The organism is Kitasatospora sp. NPDC057500, from assembly GCF_042802195.1.
Lineage (GTDB): Bacteria > Actinomycetota > Actinomycetes > Streptomycetales > Streptomycetaceae > Kitasatospora.
The window spans coordinates 1-22,742 of the sequence record NZ_JBHVER010000137.1; the positions used below are offsets into that span (position 1 = coordinate 1).

Consider the following 22,742-nt stretch of genomic DNA (forward strand, 5'->3'; position numbering starts at 1 on the left):
TCGCGGACGTCCACCTCCGGGCGGTCCGTCGCGAAGGCGTGCAGCTGAGCGGCCTGATCGGCCAACGCTTCAGGGGACTTGCCGGAGACCAGCCAGACACTCGGCCCCTCGAACGACACCCCGGCCGGAGCACCCGTTTCACCGGACCCCCCGACCGGCCCTTCCCCCAGCACCACATGGCAGTTGGTCCCACCCATGCCGAAGGAGCTGACCCCGGCCACCAGCGGCCGGTCCTCGTCGGGCCACGGCGTGAGCTCCTGCTGCACCCGCAGGTTGAGCCGGTCGAGCGGGATCTCCGGGTTCGGCGTGGCGAAGTTCAGGCTCGCGGGTAGCGCCCGGTGCCTGATGCTGAGGGCCGTCTTCAGCAGGCCGACGATGCCGGCGGCGCCTTCGAGGTGGCCGACGTTGGTCTTGGCCGAGCCGACCAGCAGGGGGGACCCCTCGGGCTTCCGCGCACCCACGACGGCGCCGAGTGCCGCGGCCTCGATGGGGTCGCCGACCCGGGTCCCCGTGCCGTGCAGCTCGACGTACTGGACCTCCGACGGCTCCACCCCGGCCCGCCGGTACGCCTGGCGCAACGCCTCCTCCTGCGCCTCCTGGGCGGGGATGGTCAGGCTGCTCGTCGTGCCGTCGTTGCCGAGGGCGCTGCCGCGGATCACGCAGTAGACGGTGTCGCCGTCGGCGAGCGCCTCAGCCAGCGGCTTGAGCACGACCAGGCCGCCGCCCTCGCCGCGGACGTAGCCGTTGGCCCGCGCGTCGAAGGTGTAGCAGCGGCCGTCGGGCGACAGGGCGCCGAAGCGTGCGGCCCCGACGGTGCTCTCGGGGGCCAGGATCAGGTTCACGCCGCCGGCCAGGGCGATCGTCGCTTCTCCCGAGTGGAGGCTGGCGCAGGCCAGATGCACGGCGGCGAGGGCCGACGACTGGGCCGAGTCCACGGTCAGGCTCGGTCCGCGCAGCCCCAGCGTGTAGGAGACGCGGTTGGCGATGAGGCCCCGGCTCAGGCCGGTCAGCGTGTGCGACGTGATGGCGCCGACCCCGCCCCCGTGGGCCAGGGCGGAGTAGTCGTCGCCCATGGCGCCGATGAAGACTCCGGCGCGCGTCCCGTCCAGGTCCGCGGGAACGATGCGGGCGTCCTCCAGCGCCTCCCAGCTCAACTCCAGTACGAGCCGCTGCTGGGGGTCCATGGCGGCGGCTTCGCGGGGGGATGTCGAGAAGAATCGGGAATCGAAGCCGTCGATATCTTCGAGGAAGCCTCCGCGGCGCGGAATTTCATTTTCCTGGAAGGGCAGGGAATCCGGCTTCCAGCGGTTCTCGGGGATATCCGTGATGGCGTCCCGGCCGTCTCGGAGAAGCCTCCAGAATGCCGATGGATTTGAGGCCATGGGAAGGCGGCAAGCCATTCCAATGACCGCCACGTCATGCTCGTTGCGTTCTGTCGAAGAATTAGCAGCCTGGCTCGACATGGCGATTAATGCCCCCATCGTCTAAACTCCGCTGAGTGCTTTGTCCCGTTGGCCCCAAAAGGTGAAGGAGCCAATCGGCACTACGTAAACACGGGGTGCTAACGACGGTCTTGATCCGCGCTAACTGGCGCGCGGGTGATGGGGGTTGAATCGCGTCTGGGCGGGTTCGTCCGCTGCCGGCGCTTCTACGGGTTCTGCACGCGGCGCCCGAAGCGGCGCGCCACCCGGCGCGCCACCCGGCAGGTCACCCGGCAGGTCACCCGGCGCGCCGATCGGCGCCCCACCCGGTGCCCGCCGCGGACCCTTTGTCCTGCTGACGCGAGCTCAAGAAGTGTGTTAGGCGCGTGAGACATGCTGACCGCCGAGTGGACCTGCGGTTCCGTGGAGGACTGGCCGGCACTGCCGGTCACCGGCGCCGCCCGCGCTTCTCCGTTGCCCGGCCGGGCCTGAGCGATCACGCCCCGGCACGCGGTCCGTTCGTCCAGACGGCTCGACCGAGATGCGGAGCAGTGCCTTGAGGCAGATGACCGATGAGAGAGTGCGCGACGACGGCGGTGCGGGAGGGGAGCAGTCGGGGCGTCGGCGCTGGCTGGCCGTGGCCGTTCTCTGCGTATGCGTGCTGGTGCCGTTCATGGACCTGATCGTGGTGAGCGTATCGCTGACGGCGGTGGAGCGGAACCTGCACGCGACGAGCGGTGAGTTGCAGTGGATCGTCGCGGTGTACGGCATCACCTCCGCCTCGTTCATGCTGGTGGTACCGGCGGTGGGCGGCCGTTGGGGCTACCGGCGGGTCCTGGTCTGGGGGTTGGTCCTGTTCGGGGTGGCCTCGGCGGCGACGGCCTTCGCGCCCACCGCGGGTTCGCTCATCGCGATGCGTGTGGTCATGGCGATCGGCGCCTCGGTGGTGCTGCCGTTGAGCACGGGGTTCATCACCATCCTGTTCCGGGAGAGCGAGCGGGGGAAGGCGATCGGCGTCTGGGCGGCGGGTGTCGCGCTGGCGACGCCGCTCGGTGCCGTGCTGGGCGGTGCGCTGGTCGAGTACTTCTGGTGGGGCTGGATCTTCCTGATCAACGTGCTCTCGGTGGCCCTCGTGCTGCCGCTCATCTTCTGGGTGCTGCCGTCGGCCCGTGAGATGCCCAGGTCCGGCATCAACGTGTTGAGCGTCGTGCTGCTGTCCGCGGGCGGGCTGCTGCTGGTCTACGGGGCGATCGACGCGGAGAACGGCTGGGGCGGCGCGGCGTTCTGGATGGTTGCGGGCGTGGTGGTCCTCGTCGGGTTCATGGTCTGCGAGAAGCGCTCGGCCGAGCCGCTCATCGGGCTGGCCCCGTTCCGCAGTGCCCGGTTCCTGTGGGCGCAGGCGACGATCGTGGTGGGTGCCTTCTCGCTGACGGCCGCGCTGTTCGTCGTGCCGATGTACCTCCAGTCGGTCCTCGAACTGCCGGCCCTCGCCGTCGGCCTGCGTCTGATCCCCTTCACCCTCCTGGTCGTGGTGGGCTCGCTCGCCGCCGACCGGCTGAGCAGGAGGCTCGGCGCCCGCTGGGTCGTGGTCGGCGGTTCGCTGGTGTTCGGCGTCGGTCTGGCGTTGCTCACCCGGGCCTCCGCGGACAGCGGGGACGCCCTGGTCACCTGCGCGTTCGGCCTGGCGGGGCTCGGTGGCGGTGTCGCCCAGGCCCCGGCGGTGTCGGCGGCGCTGGAGTCGCTGCCGCCGGAGGTGGCGGCCAACGGCAGTGCCTTCATCAACGCGTTGCGCAACCTGGGCGGGGCGCTCGGGGTGGGCATCATCGGGACGGTCGTCACCCGCGAGTACGTGCGTGAACTGTCCGCTTCCGGAGCCGAGTTGCCGGCGGCACGGGCCGACGAGGTGTTCGCGTCGGTCGCCAACGTCGCCGAGGCCGGTGACGCGATGGGCGCTTCGGCGGGGCAGTCCCTCCACGAGCACGCGTCGAGCGCCTTCGTACAGGGCCTGGTCCCCGGGATGGAGATCGCCGCCGTCGCTGTCCTGGTCGTCGCGCTGCTGATGTGCGCGCCGCTGCGGATGCTGAGGGACAGGCCGGCCCGTGACGGTGCGGACGTCGAGTCGGACGCCGTCGAGCCGGACACCGAGGCAGCGGGTGCGCGTTCGGCCTGACGCCGGTCGGCGCCCCGCTGCCCCGGAGGTCACTTGTCGACGCCGGCGGTGGCCAGGGCCGTGAGGTCGATCTTCTCGCCCCGTCCTTCGTTGCGGAAGAAGGCGATCGCCGCGACGCCGGCGATCGCCATCAGCACGGCGCTGATCTCGAAGGCGAACTGGAATCCGTCGGTCAGCGCGACGTCCGCGCTCTCGCCGGTGCCGAGGAGGTCGGTGGTCCTGGCGGCGGCGATGGTGGAGATGATCGCCAGGCCGAGCGAGCCGCCGATGGTGCGCGTCACGTTCACCATGCCGGAGGCGACGCCGGTCAGCGCGGACTCGACGCCGTGGACGGCGGCGACCGTGATGGGGATGGAGGCCAGCGCCAGGCCGAGGCTGAGGAAGAGCGAGGGGATGATGAAGTTGCCCATCACGCCCTTGTCGGCCGAGATCCCGGAGTACAGGAACAGGCCGACGCCGGCGATGGCGCAGCCGAGGGCGGTCAGCCAGCGCACCCCGAGCTTCGGCAGCAGGGCGGGTACGAGAGCGGCGAACAGGACGAGCGAGATCGTGCACGGCAGGTAGAGCACGCCGGTCTTGATCGCCGAGTAGTGCAGCACCTCCTGCATGAACAGGGTGGCGACGTAGAACATCACGAACAGGCCGGAGGTCGCGAGCGCCTGGACGACGTTGGCGCCGGTCACCGTGCGGTTCCGGAACAGCACGAACGGGACCAGCGGCTCCTTGCTGAAGAAGTTCTCGTGGACCACGAAGTAGCCCAGCAGCACGACCGCGGTGACCAGCAGGCCGATGGTGCGGCCGGAGGACCAGGGGTGGGTGCTGGTCTGCACGACGGCGTAGGTGAACACGCTCAGGCCGCAGGTGGAGGTGATCGCGCCGATGACGTCGAACTGCCGGTGGCGGCTGGTCGGCTGGTCCGGGGCCAGGTAGCGCAGCGCTCCGAGGATCATGAGCAGCCCGATCGGGATGTTCACGTAGAAGGCCCAGTTCCAGCCGGGGCCGGCGACGAACAGGCCGCCGACGATGAGGCCGAGCGAACCGCTGACGGCGGCGACGGAGCCCCAGATGGCGACGGCCTTGTTGCGGGCGGGGCCCTGCGGGAAGATCTGCGCCAGCATCGCGAGGGTCATCGGCGCGATGAAGCCGGCCGCCATGCCCTGGACGGCCCGCGTGCCGACCAGCATGCCGGCGTTCTGCGACAGGCCGCAGGCGAGCGAGGCCACGGTGAACAGGGCGAGGCCGCCGATCATGACCCGGCGGCGTCCCAGCAGGTCGCCGGACCGTCCGCCGAGCAGCAGGAAGCCGCCGAACAGCACGGTGTAGGCGTTGACGACCCACTGCAGATCGGCCTCGGAGAAGTCGAGGCTCGTCTTGATGGTCGGGAGAGCGACGTTGACCACGGTGACGTCGATGGCTTCGAGCATCTGCGCCGCGCACAGCACGAATAACGCCATGACGTGCCGTTTCGTCCAGACGAACTCGCCTTCCGTACTGGGCGGCGTCTCCAGTCCCGGGTCGGAGGTGAGCGAGGACTTACTCGCCATGGTGGGCTCTCCATTCATTGAACACCCGTTGATTCAACAACCATAGAACGAAGCCTGAAGGTCGGTCAACGACTGTAGAATCAAGGCATGGCGAACGATTCCTCGCGAGTGACACGTGCTCAGAAGCGCTGGCAGACCGAGTCGCGCATCCTTGTCGCGGCTCGCGAGGGCTTTGCGCGCTCCGGCTACGAGCGCACCACCATCCGGGCCGTCGCGGAGGCCGCGCAGGTGGACCCCGGCCTGGTCATGCACTACTTCAACTCGAAGGAGGAGCTCTTCCTGAGAGCCACCAGCGTCCCGGGCGACGAGACGATCGACGGCAGCTCGGCCGACATCGTCGAGTCCCTGCTCTCCTCGCTCGCCGACCGGCTGGTGACGGAGCCGACGGCCTCGCTCGCCCTCCTGCGCTCGATGCTCACCCACGAGCAGGCCAGGGACGGCGTGCGTCGGACGGCGGCCGACCAGCTGGAGCAGATCAGCCGGGCCATCGAGAGCGACGACGCGGCGCTGCGGGGCAGCCTGATCAGCGCCACCATCCTCGGCGTCATCCTCGGCCGGCACCTGCTGGAGCTGGACGGGCTCAAGGACGCCCCGCCGCAGGAGATCATCGACCTGCTGCGGCCCGTGATCAGCGCGCTGGCCGTCACGGACGGACGGCGCGAGGAGCCGCGGGACTGAGCGCGCACCGCCACGCGCGGCCCCCGTCCGAGACGGGGGCAAGCCGCGTCCTAGCAGGGTGCAAGAACCGCTGGCTAGCGTTCACCACGCTGTACCGACTGAACCGACCTGATCCACAGGGCGCGCTCTTTGGCACGTGGCAAGGCGCGGTGGCGTCGTCTCCGGCGGCCGGAGCGTCCCCGGACGCTCCGAAGGAGTCTGTATGCCCATCACCGTCGCCGTTGTGGGTGCCGGTCCCGTCGGGCTGATGCTCGCCTGCGAGTTGAAGCTGACCGGCGTGGACAGCGTGGTCCTCGAACGGCTGGAGCAGCCCAGCGGGCAGTCGCGCGCCCTGGGGTTCAACGCGCGCACCGCCGAACTCCTCCACCAGCGCGGCCTGCTGGAGCGCTTCCTGGCCGAGGGCACGCCGGTGCCCGTGAGCCACTTCGCCGGCCTGCCGATGGACCTCACCAGGCTGGACAGCCGGCACAAGTACACGCTCTCCATCGCGCAGTTCAAGGTCGAGCGCCTGCTGGAGGAGTACGCGGTCGAGTCGGGCGTCGAGATCCGGCGCGGGCACGAGGTCGTCGGCCTGCACCAGGACGACGAGGGCGTCGTCGTGAGCGTCGCCGGCGGCGGCGAGACCTATGAGCTGCGGTGCGAGTACCTGGTGGGCTGCGACGGCGGTGCCAGCACGGTGCGCGGGCTCGCCGGGATCGGGTTCCCCGGCACCGGTCCCAAGGTGCACGGGATCCTGGGCGACGTGGCGTCCATCGAGACGTCCGTCGAGTACCGGACGCCGCTCAGCTACCCCGGCGGCATCTTCGGCGTGGCCCCGATCGAGCCCTCGGGCTTCCGGGTGACCACGATCGAGTACGACGTGCCGACCCCGTCCCGGGGCACCCCCACGCTGGACGAGCTGCGGGAGTCCATCCGCCGGGTCACCGGCGAGGACGTCCGGCTCGGGGAGGCGCGCTGGCTGTCGCGGTTCAGCGACTCGGCCAGGCTCGCGGAGCGCTACCGGGCGGGGCGGGTCCTGCTCGCCGGCGACGCGGCGCACATCCACTACCCGCAGAGCGGCCAGGGCATGAGCCTCGGCATCGCGGACGCGGCGAACCTCGGCTGGAAGCTCGCGGCGGCGGTCGGCGGCTGGGCGCCCGAGGGGCTGCTGGACACCTACCACAGCGAGCGGCACCCGGTCGGCAGGTCGGTCCTGACGAACACCGAGGCCCAGAAGGCCATGACGTTCCCGATGGACTGGGTGCGCGACCTGCGCACGCTCTTCCAGCAGCTGATGGGCTACGACGACGTGCACCGGCACATCATGGAGGAGGTCACCGGCGTGGGTGTGCGGTACGCGGTGCCGGGCGGGCCGTCCGACGAGCGGCCGGGCGCGGCGGGGACCTCTCTGCTGGGACGGCGGATGCCGGACCTGGACCTGGCCGCCGAGGCGGGCGGGCCGACCACGGTCGCGGAGCTGCTGAGGGGCGGCCGCGGGGTGCTGCTCGTCCTGTCCGGCGACGCGCCGCCGCCCGCCGTGGAGCAGGGCTGGGGGGACCGCGTCGACGTCGTCGGCGCCAAGCCGGCCGACCCCGCCCCCGCGGCGGCCGTGCTCATCCGCCCGGACGGCCACGTGGCCTGGGCCGGCGACGGGGTGGACGGGCCGGCGGACGGGCAGCGGCTGATGGACGCCCTGGCCGCCTGGTTCGGTGCCGCGCGCGCGAACTGACGGCGCGTCGGGGGGCGAACGCAGCGGGCACCCCGCGGACCTGGGTCCGCGGGGTGCCCGTCCGGCACCGTCCGGCACCGTCCGGCACCGCCCGGCGTCGTTCCTGCCGGGCCGGCGCCGGGGCTCAGCGGCAGAGGATGAACGCCAGCTTGAACAACGTCGGGTTGGTGACGTCGTAGAAGAACTCGTAGCCGCGCAGGCCCTTGTAGCGGCCGCTGGTGCCGTACGCGGGGACGACCTGCCACTCGTGCTCCAGGGTGGCGGTCAGGTCGTAGTTGCCCTCGGCGTGGATGGAGCCGTCGTTGAGCTTGAAGTCCTCGACGCCGTGGACCCAGAAGTGCCCGTCGCGCGTCTGCTTGTAGACGTCGGTGGTGCCGTTGCGCTGCTCGCCGATGACCTCGCCGGCGGCGTTGTAGATCCGCATCGAGTAGACGCCGTGCTGGCCGATCCGCGGCTTCGTCGGGTCGGGGCCCGCCCCGGTCACATGGCCCTCGATGAACCGCTCGGTCAGCGGGGCGAGCACCACGCAGCCCCTCTTCGAGCCGCCCAGCGACTTGACGAGGGCCTCGACGGACGGGGCGTGCTTGCCGGCGGAAGCCTTCAGCTCCGCGGGCAGTTCGGCGGAGGCGGAGGTGTCGGCCGCCGCCGTCCCGGTGGTGAGGCTGCCCGCGAGGAGCGCGACGGCGAGGGTGGTGAGGATACGCGGCGTTTTTGCGGTGAGGCGCATATTCGGCCCTTCTGTCCCATTGTCCTGACGCTTTCCCGCAATACTCGCGATCTCCGCTAAACGGCCGCTAACCCGCGTCTGGTTTCTGCCTTGGGGGCCTGCCCGAACGCGCACGGAGCGCGTTCACCAGGCGGTTCGCCGCGGCCGGGGCGGCCGGCGGAGGCATCCGTAAGACCCGGTGCGTCGGCTTTTTAGAATGTGCTCCGACGATGGGTCCATGCCATCCACTGAGATCCGCATCCTATCTGTGGGGACCGAGCTCCCGGGCGAGCCCGTCGACACCGCGATGCTCGCGAAGGCGTTCCGAATGGACGCGCTGTGGCAGCAATGGGTCGACACGTTCATCGAGACGCGGACCCGCCACCTGGCGACCGACCTCGAAACCGGTGAGCAGTACTGCACGCTCGCCGACCTGGCGACCGCCGCCGCCCGGCGGGCGCTGACCGGGGCCGGGGTGGGCGTGGAGGAGATCGACCTGGTGGTCATGGGCACCGCCATGCCGGACATGCTGATGCCGGCGACGGTGAACGTGGTGGCCGACCGGCTCGGCGTGAACAACGTGCCCACCTACCAGCTCCAGTCCGGCTGCTCGGGCGCCATCCAGGCCCTGGAGCTGGCCCACGACCTGCTGACCACCGGCCGCTACCGCACGGCGCTGGTCATCGGGGGCGAGGTCACCGCCAAGCACTTCGACCTGAAGCGGGACCTCCGGGCGCTGCCGCCCGGCCAGTTGGTCAACCTCGTCCTGTTCGGCGACGGCGCCGGCGCCGCCGTGCTGCGCCGGGACACCGACGCCGGGGCCGCGACGATCCGGCGGGTGTTCACCAGGCTCACCGGCCTGAACCGGGAGTCGGGGCAGTCGCTGGAGTGGTACGGCGCCGCCTACCGGGGAGGCGAGCGCAACCCCGCGAGCGAGAACTACAAGATGATCGAGGAGTCCGTCCCCGGCATGGCGGTCGAGATCCTGGAGGAACTCCTCGACGGCCTGGGCTGGAAGCGTGCGGACATCGACTACCTGCTGCCGCCGCAGCTCTCCGGCCGGATGACCCCGCGCATCGTGGAGCGCCTCGCGGTGCCCGGCGCGGAGGAGGTCTCCGTCGTCGACGCGACCGGCAACACCGGCAACTCCCTGCCCTTCCTCCAGTTGGAGAAGGCGTTTGCCGAGATGGCACCGGGGGAGCGGGGCCTGTGCGTCGCGGTCGAGTCCAGCAAGTGGATCAAGGCCGGCCTGGTCTTCGAGCGGGTCTGACAACGGCGTCCCCGCGGTCGACGCCACCGGCCGGAGAAAGCCTGCCGGTGGCGCGTGTTGAAGTACCGTCTTCTTCGGCTTCCTGCCGTAACTGACGCCGACGCGGGCCAAAAGGCCCTCTGGAGAAGGTTATGCTCTACGAAATCCTGGGATCTTTTTGCGTGGTCGTTGACGGGGAACGCGCGCTGCTGGAGTCGCGCAAACTGGAGATCCTGCTCGCCGTGCTGTTGATCCGGGCCGACCATGTGGTGAATTTCGGATCCCTGGTGACGGAGTTATGGGACGCGGAACCGCCGTCGCGGGCCGCCGCCGGTATCCATGTGAACATATCCAGGCTCCGCAAGTTCCTCAAACAGCGCAGGCCCGCCGGCGGGCAGATCATCACCAGGTCCCCCGGGTACATGCTGCAACTGGGCCCCGACGAGGTGGACGCCCGCTGCTTCGAGAAGATGGTCAACGTCGGCCGGGAGCAGCTGCGCAGGCAGGAGTACGTCGCCGCCTCGGCCGAACTGAGGTCCGCCCTCGACCTGTGGCACGGTTCCTCCCCCTTCGGCGGTCTGCAGGGCGGCCCCATCCTGGCCGGCTACTCCCGGCGGATGGAGGAGTCCCGGCTGGAGTGCCTGGAGATGATGATCGAGGCGGAGCTGGCCCTCGGCCGGCACCGTGAACTCGTCAGCGAGCTCTACGCGCTGACCACCGAGCACCCGTTCCAGGAGACGTTCTACCGGCAGCTGATGCTGGCGCTCTACCGCTCCGACCGGCAGGCCGACGCCCTCTCCACCTTCCACAGCGCCCGCCAGGTGATCAACGCCAACCTCGGCCTGGAGCCCTGCCAGGCGCTGCGCGACCTCCACCACGCCATCCTCATGGAGGACCGGCGCCTCGACCCGCTGTCCGATCCGGCCGGACTGGCCGTGGCCGGCTGCTCGGCCACCCGGTGACACCGGTGCCCGCCGCCCCGGCCGGTGCGACGCCGCCGACGGGCCGGCGGTCCAGACCCCGAAGGATGCCATGAACAACGTCGAGGAACTCAAGCAGTTCGCGATCTCGCACGCCCGCGCCCAGCGCGTCCCCCTGGAGCGCTGCGAGAGCATTCTGGCCCGCATCGCGCACGACGGGGACGGCCCCGGGTCATGGACCGCCGAGTGGTCCGCCGCCGCGGCGGAGTCCGAACGGCAGGGCAGACTCCAAGACGCGTGCAGCCTCTACTACGTCGCGCGGTTCCCGTTCGTCGACGGCCCGGCCAGAGCACACGCACTGACGAGGAGTCAGGAGACCTTCGCGCGCTGGCAGCGCGAGTCGGGGGCCGGCCTCCAGCCCCTCGACATCGAGCTGCCGGAGGGCCGGGTCCAGTGCTACACCACCGGCCTCCCGGTCCGCGGCGACCGGCCCTGCGTGATCGTGCTGGGCGGGATCGTCAGCACCAAGGAGCAGTACGCGCAGATCCTGCTGCGGCTGGCGAAGCTGGGCCTGAGCGGCATCGCCACCGAGATGCCCGGGACGGGCTCCAACACGGTGCCCTACGGACCGGACAGCTGGCGGATGCTGAGCGGCATCATCGACGCGGTCGAGGACCGGCTGAACGGGGCCCGCGTCTACGCGATGGCCCTCAGCTTCAGCGGCCACACCGCCCTGCGCTGCGCCCTGGAGGACCGCCGGATCAGCGGCGTCGTCACCATGAGCACACCCGTCAGCCGCTTCTACACCGACCCCGACTGGCAGCGCGCCCTGCCCTCCGTCACCGTCGACACCCTCGCTCACATGGCCGGGACCGGCTCCGACGGGATCGGCCGCCACATGCGCGACTGGGCGCTGACGGAGCAGCAGCTCCAGTCCCTGGAGGTGCCCGTCGCCTACGTGTCGAGCCGCCGCGACGAGATCGTCCCCGCGACGGACACCGAGCTGCTGAAGCGGCACGTCCGGCGGCTCACCGTGCTCGACATCGACGACGTGCACGCCGCGCCGACCTTCCTCGACCTGTCCGGCCCCTGGCTCACCCTCTCCCTGCTGCGCATGCACGGCTCCCACCTGCCCCAGCGGGCGGCCCTGCGCTCTGTCGTCTCCCTGTCCAGGGTCCGCCACCGGCTGGCCGGGCACGGCGCCGTGAGCGTGCACCGGGGCACCGGGATCTGAGCGTCCACCACTCATCACGTACGTGAGGACCATGACCGATGGCCGACGAGCAAGAACTGACCGATGCCCTTCGGTGGATGGCGGCCGACCTGCATCGGACCCGCCAGCAGCTCGCCGAGGCGGAATCGAAGGCGCACGAGCCGATCGCCATCGTGGGGATGGCCTGCCGCTACCCGGGGGGAGTGCGCAGCCCCGAGGACCTCTGGGAGCTCGTCGCCACCGGGCGGGACGGCACGGGGGACTTCCCGGCCAACCGTGAGTGGGACCTCGACCGGCTCTACGACCCCGACCCCGACTCGCGCGGCACCTGCACCACCCGCCGGGGCGGATTCCTCCACGACGCCGACCAGTTCGACGCGGGGGCCTTCGGGCTGAGCCCGCGCGAGGCGACGGCCATGGACCCCCAGCAGCGGCTGCTGCTGGAGACCGCGTGGGAGGCGTGCGAGCGCGCCCTCATCGATCCCGCCGCGCTGCGCGGCAGCGACACCGGCGTCTTCGCCGGCGTCCTCTACAACGACTACGCCACCCGGCTGCGGCAGATCCCGCCGGAGTACGAGGGCTTCGTCGCCAACGGCAGCACGGGCAGCGTCGCCTCCGGCCGGATCGCCTACACGCTGGGACTGGAGGGCCCGGCGGTGTCGGTCGACACCGCCTGCTCGGCCTCGCTGGTCGCCGTCCACCTGGCCTGCCAGGCACTGCGGCGCGGCGAGGTCTCCCTCGCCCTGGCGGGCGGCGTCACCGTCATGTCGACCCCCCGGATGTTCATCGAGTTCAGCCGCCAGCGCGGCCTGGCCCCCGACGGCCGCTGCAAGGCGTACGCGGCCTCCGCCGACGGCACCGGCTTCGGCGAGGGGGTCGGGCTGCTGGTCCTCGAACGCCTCTCCGACGCGGTGCGCAACGGCCGCCGGGTGCTGGCCGTCATCCGCGGCTCGGCCACCAACCAGGACGGCGCGAGCAACGGCCTCACCGCGCCCAGCGGCCCGGCGCAGCAGCGCGTCATCAAGCGGGCGCTCGCCGACGCCCGGCTGGAGCCCGGCGAGGTCGACGCGGTGGAGGGGCACGGCACCGGAACCCTGCTCGGCGACCCCATCGAGGCCCAGGCCCTGCTGGCCACCTACGGCCGCGGGCGCCGGGGCGAGCCGCTGTACCTCGGCTCGGTCAAGTCGAACATCGGGCACACCCAGGGCGCCGCGGGAGTGGCCGGCATCATCAAGATGGTCATGGCGATGCGGCACCGCACCCTGCCGCGCAGCCTGTTCGCCGAGGAGCCCACCCCGCAGGTGGACTGGTCGGCCGGGGCGGTCTCGCTGCTCACCGAGGCGATGCCCTGGCCGGGCACCGGGCGGCCGATGCGGGCCGGCGTCTCCGCGTTCGGCATCAGCGGGACCAACGCCCACGTCGTCCTGGAGGAGGCCCCGGCCGCCGCGCCGTCGGAGCCCGCCACCGACGACGGCGGACCGGCCGCCCACGCGCCCGTCCTGCCGTTCGTCGTCTCGGCCCGGGACGGCGACGCGCTGCGGGCCCGCGCCGTGCAGTTGCGCGACCTGGTGCGCGAGCGGCCGGCGCTCGACCTGGGGGCGTTCGCCCGCTCGCTGACCGCGACGCGCTCACTGCTGGACACCCGCGCGGCCGTGGTCGCGGCGGACCGCGAGGAGCTGCTGCGCGGGCTCGACGCGCTCGGCCGCGACGAGCCGGCGGCCGGTCTGCTCACGGTGGCCGGCCGCTCCGCCAAGGCGGGCGCCGCCGGGCTGACCGCCTTCATGTTCACCGGGCAGGGCAGCCAGCGCCTCGGCATGGGCCGGGAACTGCACCGGGCCTTCCCGGTCTTCGCCCGCCACTTCGACGCCGCCTGCGCGTTCTTCGACCCCCGGCTGGAGCGCCCGCTGCGCGAGGTGGTCTTCGCCGAACCCGGCACCGACGCCGCCGCGGAGCTCGACCGGACCCTCTGCACCCAGCCGGCCCTGTTCGCCTTCGAGACCGCGCTGTTCCGGCTCTACGAGAGCTGGGGCATGGTCCCCGACCACCTGATCGGCCACTCGATCGGCGAGCTGGCGGCCGTGCACGTGGCCGGGGTGCTCGACCTGGAGGACGCCTGCGCGCTGGTCGCGGCACGCGCCCGGGCGATGCAGGAGACGCCGGCCGGCGGCGCGATGGTCTCGGTGCGCGCGCCGGAGCCGGAGGTGCTGGCGTTCCTGGCGGACCACTCGGACCGGGTGGGCGTCGCGGCCGTCAACGGGCCGGAGTCGGTGGTGGTCTCGGGCGACCGCGACGCCGTGCTCGACATCAGGCGGCGGATGCGCGAGGCCGGCCTGAAGACCAAGCAGCTGCGGGTGAGCCACGCCTTCCACTCGCCGCACATGGACGGCGCGCTGGCCGGCATCACCGAGCTGGCCGCGACCCTCACCTACCGGCCCCCGACGATTCCGGTGGTGTCCAACCTGACCGGTGAGGTGGCGTCCTTCGAGGAGCTGCGCTCGCCGCGCTACTGGGCCGACCACGTGCGGCGGACCGTCCGGTTCGACGACGGGATCCGCTGCCTGGACGGCCTGGGCGTGACCTCCTACGTGGAGATCGGGCCCGCGCCGGTGCTCGCCTCGCTCGTCCCCGACTGCCTGGCGGCCCACCGCGCGGGCACCGGGGTGACGGTGGTCCCCTCGCTGCGCGAGGGACGGCCGGAGGAGCGGTCGGTGGTCGACACGCTCGCCCTGGCCCACCTCAAGGGCCTGGCCGCCGACCTCTCGCGGCTGGTGCCGGACTCCGGCCTGATCGAGCTGCCGACCTACCCCTTCCAGCGCAGGCGCTACTGGCTCGACTCGGGCGACGCCGCGGGCGGGGCCGCTCCCGTCGGCGCGGCCGGGGGCGAGAGCGAGTTCTGGCAGGCGGTGGACCAGCAGGACGCCGGCCGGCTGGCCGCGGTGCTGGGCGTCGGGGCGGGCGAGCACCCGTCGCTCGCCGAGGTGCTCCCGGCGCTGTCGGCCTGGCACCGGCAGGGGTCGTGGCGCTACCGGATCGCCTGGGAGCCGCTGCCCGAGCGGGTCGCCCTGTTGCAGGGCCGCTGGCTCGTGGTGGCGGCGGACGGCGCCCGCGAGGAGGACGCGGCGGCCGCGCTCACGGAGTGCGGTGCCCGGGTCGCGCGGGTTCCGCTGGACGCCGTGCGCGGCGGCCGCGACGAGGCGGTGGGCCGCCTGCGCGCCGTGCTCGACGACACCGGCGTGGACACCGCGGTGGACGGGGTGCTCGTGCTGCCGTCCTCGGCGCGGGTTCCGGACGAGGCGGCGCGGGACCTGGCGGCACTCCTGCCGGCCCTCGCGGAGGCGGGGGTCGCGGCGCCGCTGTGGGTGGCCGCCGACGGCGCCGGCGTCGGGTACGGCGACGCCCACGCCCTGGGCGGGGAGTACGCCGGCGGGTTCGGCGTCGTCGAACTGCCGGGGAGCACGGACCCGCGGACCTGGAAGGCGGTCGCGGCGGTGCTCGCGGCCCGGCCCCCGGGTGAACGCGTCCGCGTCCGGGCCTCCGGCGCGTCCGTCCGGCGGCTGGTCCGCGCCCCGCTGGGCCACGGCCCGCGTCCCGGCGGGTGGCAGCCGTCCGGCGCCGTGCTGGTCGTCGGCGGCACCGAGGGGCTGGGCGCGCACGCGGCCCGCTGGGCGGCCCGGGGCGGCGCCTCCCGCCTGGTGCTCACCGGAGCCCGGCCCGGGGATCCCGGGGCGGAGGCGCTGGAGGCCGAACTCGTCGCGCTGGGAGTGGGGGTGGCCCTGGTCGAGGGCGGTCTGTCCGAGCCCGGTGCCGCCGAGCGGGTCGAGGCCGCCGTCGCCGACGGGACGGCGCTCACCGCCGTCGTCCACGCCCTGGCCGATCCCGGTCCCGGGGAGCTGGCGGGCGCGGAGGCGTTCGCCCGCTCGCGCGACCTCGACGCGTTCGTGCTCTTCACACCGCTCACCGACGTCCTCGGCAATGCGGCGCGAGGTGCGGCGGTCGCCGACATCGTGGCCCGGCGCCGGGCGGAGGGGCGGCCGGTGCTCGCCGTGGCGTGGGGCCCGTGGCACGAGCGGGACGGGGCCGTCGCGGCGGGGCTGGGCCTGCGCCCGGTGGTGCCGGGCCTCGCGGTCTCCGTCCTGCGCGAGGCGGTGACGACGCAGGAGCCGTTCCTGGTGGTCGCCGACGTGGAGTGGGAACGCTTCGCCAAGGCGACCGCGGACCGGCCCGACCCGCTGTTCTCCGGCCTGCCCGAGGTCGTGGCGGTGCTTGCGGACCTGGCGGACGGCGCCGGCCTCTCCTCGGAGGTCCTGCACCGGCTCGCCGAGGCCGACGGCGCCGAGGCCGAGGCCGTCCTCGCCGACCTGCTGTGCCGTCACGCCGGCGCCGTGCTGGGCCATTCGGCCGAGGACGCCGTCGACCCGGACACCAGCCTGCTCGACCTCGGGTTCTCCTCGCTCACCCTGCTCGAACTGACCAACCGGCTCCGCGAGGCGACCGGCGTCGGCATCCCCGCCACGGTCGTCCTCGACCACCCGACACCCAACGGGCTCGCCCGGTTCCTCGCCGGGGAACTGGCCCGCGCCGACGGAGCGGACCCGGCCGAGCCGCTCGCGTAGCCGGTCGCAGGAAGCCCGGAGGGAGGCCGACCCCGCTGGACACCAGCGGGGTCGGCCTCCCTCGTGGGTTCGTCAGGCCGGTTCCCCGGGAGCGGCGGAGTCATGGACGAGGACGGCGCCGGCGGGGCAGAGGTAGGCCGCCTCGCGGGCGGACTCCCGCTCCTCCTCCGGGACTTCCGCCCGGAGCACGGTGACCAGGCCCTCCTCGTCCTGGTCGAAGACCAGCGGCGAGCGCAGCACGCACTGCCCGGCACCCTGGCACAGGTCCCGGTCGACGGTGACCGTGAGCGTCATGCGGTTCCCCCCTACCAGCGCACGGGGAGCGAGGTGAGCGTCTGCACGCCCCCGGCGGCGGACATTTCGAGCTCCTCGACCGGCACGGCGAGCCGCAGACCGGGAAGCCGCTCGAAGAGGGTCCGCAGGGCGACCTCCAGCACCAGGCGCGACAGGTTCTGGCCGATGCAGTTGTGGACGCCGTGCCCGAACGCCAGGTGGTTGCGGGCGGTCCGGCCGACATCGAGGGTGTCGGGGTCCACGAACACCGCAGGGTCCCGGTTGACCAGGCTGTTCGGGATGATGACGCCCTCGCCGGCGCGGATCACCACGCCGTCCATCTCGATGTCCTCGGCGGCGACGCGCCGGGTGCCCAGGTCGGCGACCGAGGTGAAGCGCAGCAACTCCTCCAGCGCGCCGGTCCACATCTCCGGGTCGGCCTGGAGCCTGGCCAACTGCTCCGGGTTCTCCAGCAGGGTGAGGGTGGCGCTGCTGAGCGTCGAGGAGGTGGTCTCCTGGGCGGCGACCAGCAGCACCAGGCCCATGGCGACGAGTTCGCCGTGCTCCAGCGTGCCGTGGGCGACGCGCTCGGCCGCCAGCAGGCCGAGCAGTCCCGGGCCGGGCTCGCGCTCCTGCTCGGTGACCAGTTGGTCGAGGTAGCCGTAGATCTGGCCGATGGACTGCTTGAACTCGTCGGCGGTCAGGATGCCGCGGTCCTGGGTGACGCGCTGGGTGAGCGCCTGGAAGAACTCGTGGTCCTTGTAGGGGACGTCGAGCAGGCTGCAGATCACCATCGAGGGGACGTGCACGGCGAACTGGGCGACCAGATCGGCCGGGGAGCCCTTCGCGATCATCGCGTCCAGGCGGCCGTCGACCGTCTCCTGGATCTGCGGCCGCATCTCCTGGATCCGCCGCACGGTGAACGCCGGGATGAGCATCCGGCGGTGGACGTCGTGGTCGGGGCCGTCCATCTCGGTGAGGCTGCGGAACGGCCGCGCGGCCCGTTCGGCCGGGCTGATCGCGGGGAATCCCGGGTGCGTCCGCGCCGAGGAGAGCCGCGGGTCGCTCAGCAGCCGGCGGGCCAGGGGGTGCTGGGTCACCACCCAGGCCCGGCCGCCGTCGAACAGGGTCACCGGCAGGAGGGGGAGTCCCGTCGACCGCATGTCCGCGTAGCCGTCCGGCAGCTGGTGCGGACACTTGCGGGGGATCGGGAAGGAGGTTGCCGCGGGGGAGCCGGTCCCGGCGGTCGTCGTGCTGTCCGTCATCTGTCGTTGTCTCCTCGCTGATGGGCCGTTGTCCGTGGTGGCGCGTCCGGTCGCCCGCTACCCGAGCGTGGTGAAGGCGGAGAGGCGGTCCCGCAGTGCGGCGACGACGCCGTCCGCGTTGTCGTTCAGGAAGAAGTGGTCGCCCGCGAACACGAGCAGTTCGAAGGCGCCGGCGGGGGCGTGCGCCTCCCATGCCGCAGCCTCCTCCAGCGAGGTCCTGGGGTCCGCGTCGCCGGTGAGCGCGGTCACGGGGCAGCGCACCGGCGCTCCGGGGCCGTGCCGGTAGGTCTCGGCGGCCCGGTAGTCGCTCCGCAGGGCGGGCAGGACGAGGCTGCGCATCTCGGGGTCGGCGAGGATCTTCGGATTGGTGCCGCCCAGCGCCGTCACCTCGGCGACGAGGCCTTCGTCGCTCAGCAGGTGGGCGGACTCCTCGCGGTGGCGGGTGGGCGACCGGCGGCCGGAGACGAACAGGTGCACGGGCCCGCGGTCACCGGCCGCGGCGAAGTGCCGGGCGACCTCGTACGCCACCATGGCGCCCAGGCTGTGCCCGAAGAGCGCGAACGGGCGGTCGTCCCACTCCCGGAGGGCCAGCGCGGCGAGGTGGGCGAGTGCCCGGACGTCGTCCACGCACGGTTCCCGGTAGCGGTCCTGGCGTCCCGGGTACTGCGCGGCCAGCACCTCCACCTTCGGCGCGAGCGCCCGGGCGACCGGCTGGAAGTAGCTTGCCGAACCGCCGGCGTGCGGAAAGCACACGAGGCGTACGGCGGCGTCGTCCGACGGCGCGTACCGCCGGAACCAGAGTTCCCCCGGAGGGGTTGCGTCGTTGTTCATGGTTGCCGGGTGACCCTTCACAGTGGCGCTGGGGCAGGCGTGTGCAACGCATGCAACCAGTTCCCCCTACACCTCCGGCGATCACCGTATAAACGGGCGCTTTCAGGAGTCTTGAGGTGCTGGCGGGCGCTTGTGCGGGTTCCCGGCGCGGGCCGGCGGCGGCTCGACGCGCGGCGAGGCCGTCCGACGCGTGGGGACGCGGGTCGGGCGGCCTCCTGGTCCTTCCGGGCCTTCCGGTCCTTCCGGAGGGGTGTGCTGGGCGTTCAGCAGGCGAAGCCCGGGGAGTTGGCGAAGAAGGTCAGGAACGACCAGGTCTGGGCGCCGATGATGCCGTCCACGGTGATTTTTGCGCACACCTGGAAGCGTCTGGTCGCGGCGTCCGTGATGGGGCCGAATTCGCCGTCGACGAGGAGGTTCTCCCCGGTCAGTGAGGCATTCAGGTAGCACTGCGCCTGTTTCACCGCCTCCCCCGACGAACCCTGCTTGAGCGTCGGCCGGGCATTGGTGAAGTTGCATATCTGGGTGGGCGTTGTCTCGGTCACGTCGGAATTCCTTTGCGCTCGCACCCCGATGGGCGGAATGGCCTTTTCCGGGGGGTGTTTCCAGAGAAGCACAGGTCGCCGAGGGGCGCAGCGCATGCCGGCGGGCGGTGCCGGGGTCAGGCGAGCGTGACGGTGAGCGAGGTGGGGCCGGCGGTGACGGTGAGGGATTCGAGGGTGGCGGCGTGGGCGGTGGGGCCGTGGGCGGCGGCGCGCGGGCCGATGCCTATGACCGGCATGCCGGCGGCGAGGGCGGCGGCGATGCCGGCCGCGGAGTCCTCGAAGGCGAGGCAGTCGGCGGGGGCGAAGCCCAGTGCGGCGGCGCCCTTGAGGAAGCCCTCGGGGTCGGGCTTGCTGGCGCCGACGGATTCGGCGGTGACCAGGACCGGCGGCAGGGGGAGGCCGGCGGCGGCCATCCGGATGCGGGCGAGCGGCGCGTCGGCGGAGGTGACCAGGGCGTGCGGGAGGCCGGCCAGGGCGGCGAGGAAGGCGGGGGCGCCGGGGACGGGGACGACGCCCTCGGTGTCGGCCTTCTCCTCGGCGAGCATCCGGTCGTTCTCGGCGAGGTTGACCTCCACCGGGCGGTCGGGCAGCAGGACGGCCATGGTGGCCTGGCCCTGGCGGCCGTGGGCGACGCGCAGCACCTCGTCCGGGTCGAGGCCGTTCTCCTCGGCCCAGCGCAGCCAGCAGCGTTCGACCACGGCGTCGGAGTTGACCAGGGTGCCGTCCATGTCGAGAAGGAGGGCACGGGGGGTGAAGGTCGTCGCGGGCATCGGGCGGCTCCAAGTGGGGGAAAGATATTGTTCAACAATGATACAAAAGAGTGCCCGGGTGCTTCGAGGGGCCTCAGCCCAGCAGGTGCGCGTTGACCGCGCGAGCCTCCTCGGCCAGCTCGGGCAGCTCCACCAGCTCCACGCCGGCCGCCTCCAGCCGGGCGGCGCCCCGGGTCTCGGCGACGAAGGTGGACGGCTCGCGCCAGGCCACCACCACCCGGGGGACGCCGGCCGTGATCAGCAGCTCGGCGCACGGCACCGGGCGCGAGGCGCGCTGGCCGCAGGGCTCCAGCGAGCTGTAGACGGTCGCACCGCGCAGCCGCGGGTCGCCGGCCGGGAGCTTGCCGAGCGCCGCCTCCTCGGCGTGGTCGTGGCCGTCCGTCTCACGGCTGAACCCCTCGGCCAGCACCGTGCCGTCGGCGGCCACGACCACCGCGCCGACCGAGAACGCGGTCCCCGAGGGCGGGCAGCGCCGGGAGAGCTCGACGGCCCGGCGCAGGAAGGCCAGGTCGGCGGCGCGGGGGTCGGTCGCGGGGCTGGGGTCGGTCACGGGGCGGGCTCCTTCGGGGCGTACCTGAGCAGGACGACATCGCCCACCGTACGGGCCTCCAGCAGCCGCATCCGGCGGGCGGGTCCGCCGGGGAAGTGCGCCGGGCCGACGAACCGCGGCGCCCCCGCCTGGCCGACCAGCAGCGGCGCCACCACCAGCTGGAGCTCGTCCGCCAGCCCCTGGGCCAGGAACTGGGTGTGCACCCCGCTGCCGCCCTCCACCATCAGCCGCCGCACCCCGCGCGCACCGAGGTCGTCCAGCACCGCGCCCGGCTCCACCGCCGCGCCGAGCGCCACCACCTCGGCCAGCCCGTCCAGCTCCGGCCGCAGCACGGCGGCCCCGGCGTCCGTGGTGTAGACGAGGCGTTCGCCGCCGGTGTGCCAGAACCGCAGCGAGCGGTCCAGCCGGCCGCTCGCGCTGAGCGTCACCTTCAGCGGGTACTCCGGGCGGCCCGCCGCGCGGCGGGCGGCGCGCCGCCCGGGGTCGTTGACCAGCAGCCGGGGGTTGTCGGCCCGCAGGGTGTTGCCGCCGACCAGGACCGCGTCGCTCGCGGCCCGTTCGGCGTCCACCCGGTCGAAGTCGTCCGGGCCGGAGAGCAGCAGCCGCTCGGGGGAGGCGTCGTCGAGGTGCCCGTCGAGCGACATCGCGGCGCTCAGCAGGACGAAGGGGCGCGGCGCGGGCATGGTGGAACCGTTCTGTGAGGCGTCTGCCCGTCCACGGTACGGCCCGGTGGACGGGAAGTGGACGGGCGAGGGCCGGTGTTCGCCGGACGGTCCGCTGCCGTCGGGGCGGCGTTCGCCGACGGGCCCCACCCTGGTCCGGACCTCGCACCGCCCACCACGTCGAAGGGCAGTCACCGTGTCCCGTCCCTCCCGCCGCCTGCTGCCACTGGCCGTCGCCGCCGCCGCCCTGCCGCTGCTCGCGGTGCCGGCCGGCCCCGCCTCCGCCGCGGCCTACGGCACCCCGACGATCACGCTCTCCGCCGCCTACCTGTCCGGCGCGGTCGGTGCCACCGGCGATCCGACGGTCACCGTCACGGTCGCCCAGAGCGGCGCCCCGGTCTCCTCGCTCACCGTGGCCGCCACCGCCAGCACCCGCACCTCGGTGGCCCGGACCGGCGACGTCACCGTCGCCGGCACCGGCTCCGCCCGCACCCTCGCGGTGGCCGCGCAGGGCGTCGGCTACACCGACCTCACCGTCAAGGTCACCGGTCTCGGCGGCAAGACCGCGTCGAAGACGCTGCACTACGCGGCCTCGGCGGCCGTGCAGCACTCGGCGGACAGCCGCTACCTGACCGGCTCCAGCGACGCCTCGGCGGCGGTGGACGCGGGCAACGGGTACATCGTGGTGGCCGACGACGAGTCCAACGTGCTGCGCCTGTACGACCGCAACGCCTCCGGCGCGCCCGTGCGCACCTGGGACTTCTCCTCGGCGCTCGGCGTCACCAAGGAGATCGACATCGAGGGCGCCACCCGGGTCGGCAACACCGTCTACTGGACCGGCTCGCTGGGCAACAACAAGGACGGCGAGATCAAGACGGCCCGGCACATCGTCTTCGCCACCACCGTCACCGGCTCGGGCGCCACCACCCAGCTCTCGCTCGCCGGTTCCTCCTCCGTGCTGCGCGGCGACCTGATCAACTGGGACCGCGCGCACGGCGACCGCTACGGCTTCGCGGCCGGCTCGGCGGCCGGCGAGGTGCCCAAGCAGGTCGACGGCTTCAACGTCGAGGGCCTGGAGTTCGCGCCGGGCAGCACCACCACCGCGTACGTGGGCTTCCGCGCGCCGCTCACCCCGGCGGTCACCGGCGGCCGGGCACTGCTCGTGCCGGTCACCAACTTCCCGTCGCTGCTCAGCGGTTCGCACGCCACCTTCGGCGAGCCGGTCGAGCTGGACCTCGGCGGGCTCTCGGTGCGGGACCTGCGGCGCAACGCGCTCGGCCAGTACCTGATCGTGGCCGGCTCCTGGGCGGCGGACGACAACTCCGACCCGTACGCGCTCTACCGCTGGGACGGGCAGCCCGGCTCGCAGCCCGTCAAGCTGCTCGACCTGCCCACCTCCGACGCGGGCGGCTGGGAGGCCGCGCCGGACGTCCCGGACCTCACCGCCCCCGGTGCCCGGGTGCAGCTGATCACCGACAACGGCTCGGCCGTGCTCTACAACGACGGCATCGAGGCGAAGGACCTGGCCAACCCGGAGTTCAAGAAGTCCCGCACCACCTGGTTCACCGTCAACTAGGCGCCGCGGCAGGGCCGCCGGCCCCCGCGTGGACGAAGCGTCGTCCACGCG

16 protein-coding genes and 1 pseudogene are annotated in these 22,742 nt (G+C 72.9%); 8 read left to right on the forward strand and 9 right to left on the reverse strand.

What is annotated here, in order from left to right; genetic code table 11:
* The coding region (locus ACFU74_RS25355; RefSeq protein ID WP_380760626.1) for a type I polyketide synthase at positions 1-1,463 on the reverse strand (1,463 nt) is incomplete at its 3' end.
* Between the two features lie 523 nt (positions 1,464-1,986).
* Between ACFU74_RS25355 and ACFU74_RS25360 the strand changes: the two genes are divergently transcribed.
* A complete protein-coding gene (locus tag ACFU74_RS25360) occupies positions 1,987-3,591 on the forward strand; it encodes an MFS transporter (protein ID WP_380760629.1) in 1,605 nt (534 codons plus the stop codon).
* Positions 3,592-3,620: 29 nt separating this feature from the next.
* On the opposite strand, the gene ACFU74_RS25365 is transcribed toward ACFU74_RS25360, so the two are convergent.
* Entirely contained in the window at positions 3,621-5,135 is a 1,515-nt protein-coding gene (locus ACFU74_RS25365) for an MFS transporter (protein WP_380760632.1), read from the reverse strand.
* An 87-nt stretch (positions 5,136-5,222) separates the two neighbouring features.
* Here ACFU74_RS25365 and ACFU74_RS25370 point away from each other — a divergent pair, with 87 nt between their 5' ends.
* Positions 5,223-5,813, forward strand: a complete 591-nt coding sequence (locus ACFU74_RS25370; RefSeq protein ID WP_380760635.1) for a TetR family transcriptional regulator — start codon at positions 5,223-5,225, stop codon at positions 5,811-5,813.
* Positions 5,814-6,015: 202 nt separating this feature from the next.
* On the forward strand, positions 6,016-7,521 hold the full coding sequence (locus ACFU74_RS25375) for an FAD-dependent monooxygenase (protein WP_380760638.1): 1,506 nt from the start codon (positions 6,016-6,018) through the stop codon (positions 7,519-7,521).
* 124 nt (positions 7,522-7,645) lie between these two features.
* Here the strand turns inward: ACFU74_RS25375 and ACFU74_RS25380 are convergent, their stop codons facing one another.
* Entirely contained in the window at positions 7,646-8,248 is a 603-nt protein-coding gene (locus tag ACFU74_RS25380; protein ID WP_380760641.1) for a hypothetical protein, read from the reverse strand.
* A 217-nt stretch (positions 8,249-8,465) separates the two neighbouring features.
* On the opposite strand from ACFU74_RS25380, the gene ACFU74_RS25385 reads away from it, so the two are divergent.
* From ACFU74_RS25385 to ACFU74_RS25400, 4 genes are all read left to right on the forward strand, one after another.
* Positions 8,466-9,497, forward strand: a complete 1,032-nt coding sequence (locus ACFU74_RS25385) for a 3-oxoacyl-[acyl-carrier-protein] synthase III C-terminal domain-containing protein (protein WP_380760643.1) — start codon at positions 8,466-8,468, stop codon at positions 9,495-9,497.
* 131 nt (positions 9,498-9,628) lie between these two features.
* Positions 9,629-10,438 carry a BTAD domain-containing putative transcriptional regulator gene (locus ACFU74_RS25390; protein WP_380760646.1) on the forward strand — a complete coding sequence of 270 codons (810 nt, stop codon included), beginning with the start codon at positions 9,629-9,631 and terminating at the stop codon, positions 10,436-10,438.
* A 70-nt stretch (positions 10,439-10,508) separates the two neighbouring features.
* On the forward strand, positions 10,509-11,630 hold the full coding sequence (locus ACFU74_RS25395) for an alpha/beta hydrolase (protein WP_380760649.1): 1,122 nt from the start codon (positions 10,509-10,511) through the stop codon (positions 11,628-11,630).
* Positions 11,631-11,668: 38 nt separating this feature from the next.
* On the forward strand, positions 11,669-16,222 hold the full coding sequence (locus tag ACFU74_RS25400; protein WP_380760652.1) for a beta-ketoacyl synthase N-terminal-like domain-containing protein: 4,554 nt from the start codon (positions 11,669-11,671) through the stop codon (positions 16,220-16,222).
* A gap of 72 nt (positions 16,223-16,294) precedes the next feature.
* Here the strand turns inward: ACFU74_RS25400 and ACFU74_RS25405 are convergent, their stop codons facing one another.
* The 6 genes and pseudogenes from ACFU74_RS25405 to ACFU74_RS25430 all read right to left on the reverse strand — a co-directional run bounded on the left by ACFU74_RS25405 (position 16,295) and on the right by ACFU74_RS25430 (position 21,136).
* The gene (locus ACFU74_RS25405; RefSeq protein ID WP_380760654.1) at positions 16,295-16,516 is read right to left on the reverse strand and encodes a ferredoxin; all 222 of its coding nucleotides are present in this window, start codon (positions 16,514-16,516) and stop codon (positions 16,295-16,297) included.
* Positions 16,517-16,527: 11 nt separating this feature from the next.
* On the reverse strand, positions 16,528-17,760 hold the full coding sequence (locus ACFU74_RS25410) for a cytochrome P450 (protein ID WP_380760656.1): 1,233 nt from the start codon (positions 17,758-17,760) through the stop codon (positions 16,528-16,530).
* 57 nt (positions 17,761-17,817) lie between these two features.
* Positions 17,818-18,591 (reverse strand): thioesterase II family protein, encoded by a 774-nt coding sequence (locus ACFU74_RS25415; RefSeq protein WP_380760658.1) that lies wholly within the window; start codon positions 18,589-18,591, stop codon positions 17,818-17,820.
* A gap of 263 nt (positions 18,592-18,854) precedes the next feature.
* Entirely contained in the window at positions 18,855-19,133 is a 279-nt protein-coding gene (locus tag ACFU74_RS25420; RefSeq protein ID WP_380760660.1) for a peptidoglycan-binding protein, read from the reverse strand.
* A gap of 116 nt (positions 19,134-19,249) precedes the next feature.
* Positions 19,250-19,903 (reverse strand): HAD-IA family hydrolase, encoded by a 654-nt coding sequence (locus tag ACFU74_RS25425; RefSeq protein WP_380760661.1) that lies wholly within the window; start codon positions 19,901-19,903, stop codon positions 19,250-19,252.
* Between the two features lie 73 nt (positions 19,904-19,976).
* Positions 19,977-21,136 (reverse strand): annotated as a pseudogene (locus ACFU74_RS25430) (dihydrofolate reductase family protein).
* Between the two features lie 175 nt (positions 21,137-21,311).
* Between ACFU74_RS25430 and ACFU74_RS25435 the strand changes: the two are divergent.
* Positions 21,312-22,691, forward strand: a complete 1,380-nt coding sequence (locus ACFU74_RS25435) for a hypothetical protein (protein ID WP_380760663.1) — start codon at positions 21,312-21,314, stop codon at positions 22,689-22,691.
* Positions 22,692-22,742: the final 51 nt, after the last annotated feature.

What these genes read in the sequence shown, in the direction of transcription:
- ACFU74_RS25405 (WP_380760654.1), bottom strand. Translation starts at nt 16,516, where the DNA reads ATGACGCTCACGGTCACCGTCGACCGGGACCTGTGCCAGGGTGCCGGG.
- ACFU74_RS25390 (WP_380760646.1), top strand. Translation starts at nt 9,629, where the DNA reads ATGCTCTACGAAATCCTGGGATCTTTTTGCGTGGTCGTTGACGGGGAA.
- ACFU74_RS25395 (WP_380760649.1), top strand. Translation starts at nt 10,509, where the DNA reads ATGAACAACGTCGAGGAACTCAAGCAGTTCGCGATCTCGCACGCCCGC.
- ACFU74_RS25380 (WP_380760641.1), bottom strand. Translation starts at nt 8,248, where the DNA reads ATGCGCCTCACCGCAAAAACGCCGCGTATCCTCACCACCCTCGCCGTC.
- ACFU74_RS25360 (WP_380760629.1), top strand. Translation starts at nt 1,987, where the DNA reads ATGACCGATGAGAGAGTGCGCGACGACGGCGGTGCGGGAGGGGAGCAG.
- ACFU74_RS25370 (WP_380760635.1), top strand. Translation starts at nt 5,223, where the DNA reads ATGGCGAACGATTCCTCGCGAGTGACACGTGCTCAGAAGCGCTGGCAG.
- ACFU74_RS25425 (WP_380760661.1), bottom strand. Translation starts at nt 19,903, where the DNA reads ATGCCCGCGACGACCTTCACCCCCCGTGCCCTCCTTCTCGACATGGAC.
- ACFU74_RS25365 (WP_380760632.1), bottom strand. Translation starts at nt 5,135, where the DNA reads ATGGCGAGTAAGTCCTCGCTCACCTCCGACCCGGGACTGGAGACGCCG.
- ACFU74_RS25410 (WP_380760656.1), bottom strand. Translation starts at nt 17,760, where the DNA reads ATGACGGACAGCACGACGACCGCCGGGACCGGCTCCCCCGCGGCAACC.
- ACFU74_RS25400 (WP_380760652.1), top strand. Translation starts at nt 11,669, where the DNA reads ATGGCCGACGAGCAAGAACTGACCGATGCCCTTCGGTGGATGGCGGCC.
- ACFU74_RS25385 (WP_380760643.1), top strand. Translation starts at nt 8,466, where the DNA reads ATGCCATCCACTGAGATCCGCATCCTATCTGTGGGGACCGAGCTCCCG.
- ACFU74_RS25375 (WP_380760638.1), top strand. Translation starts at nt 6,016, where the DNA reads ATGCCCATCACCGTCGCCGTTGTGGGTGCCGGTCCCGTCGGGCTGATG.
- ACFU74_RS25415 (WP_380760658.1), bottom strand. Translation starts at nt 18,591, where the DNA reads ATGAACAACGACGCAACCCCTCCGGGGGAACTCTGGTTCCGGCGGTAC.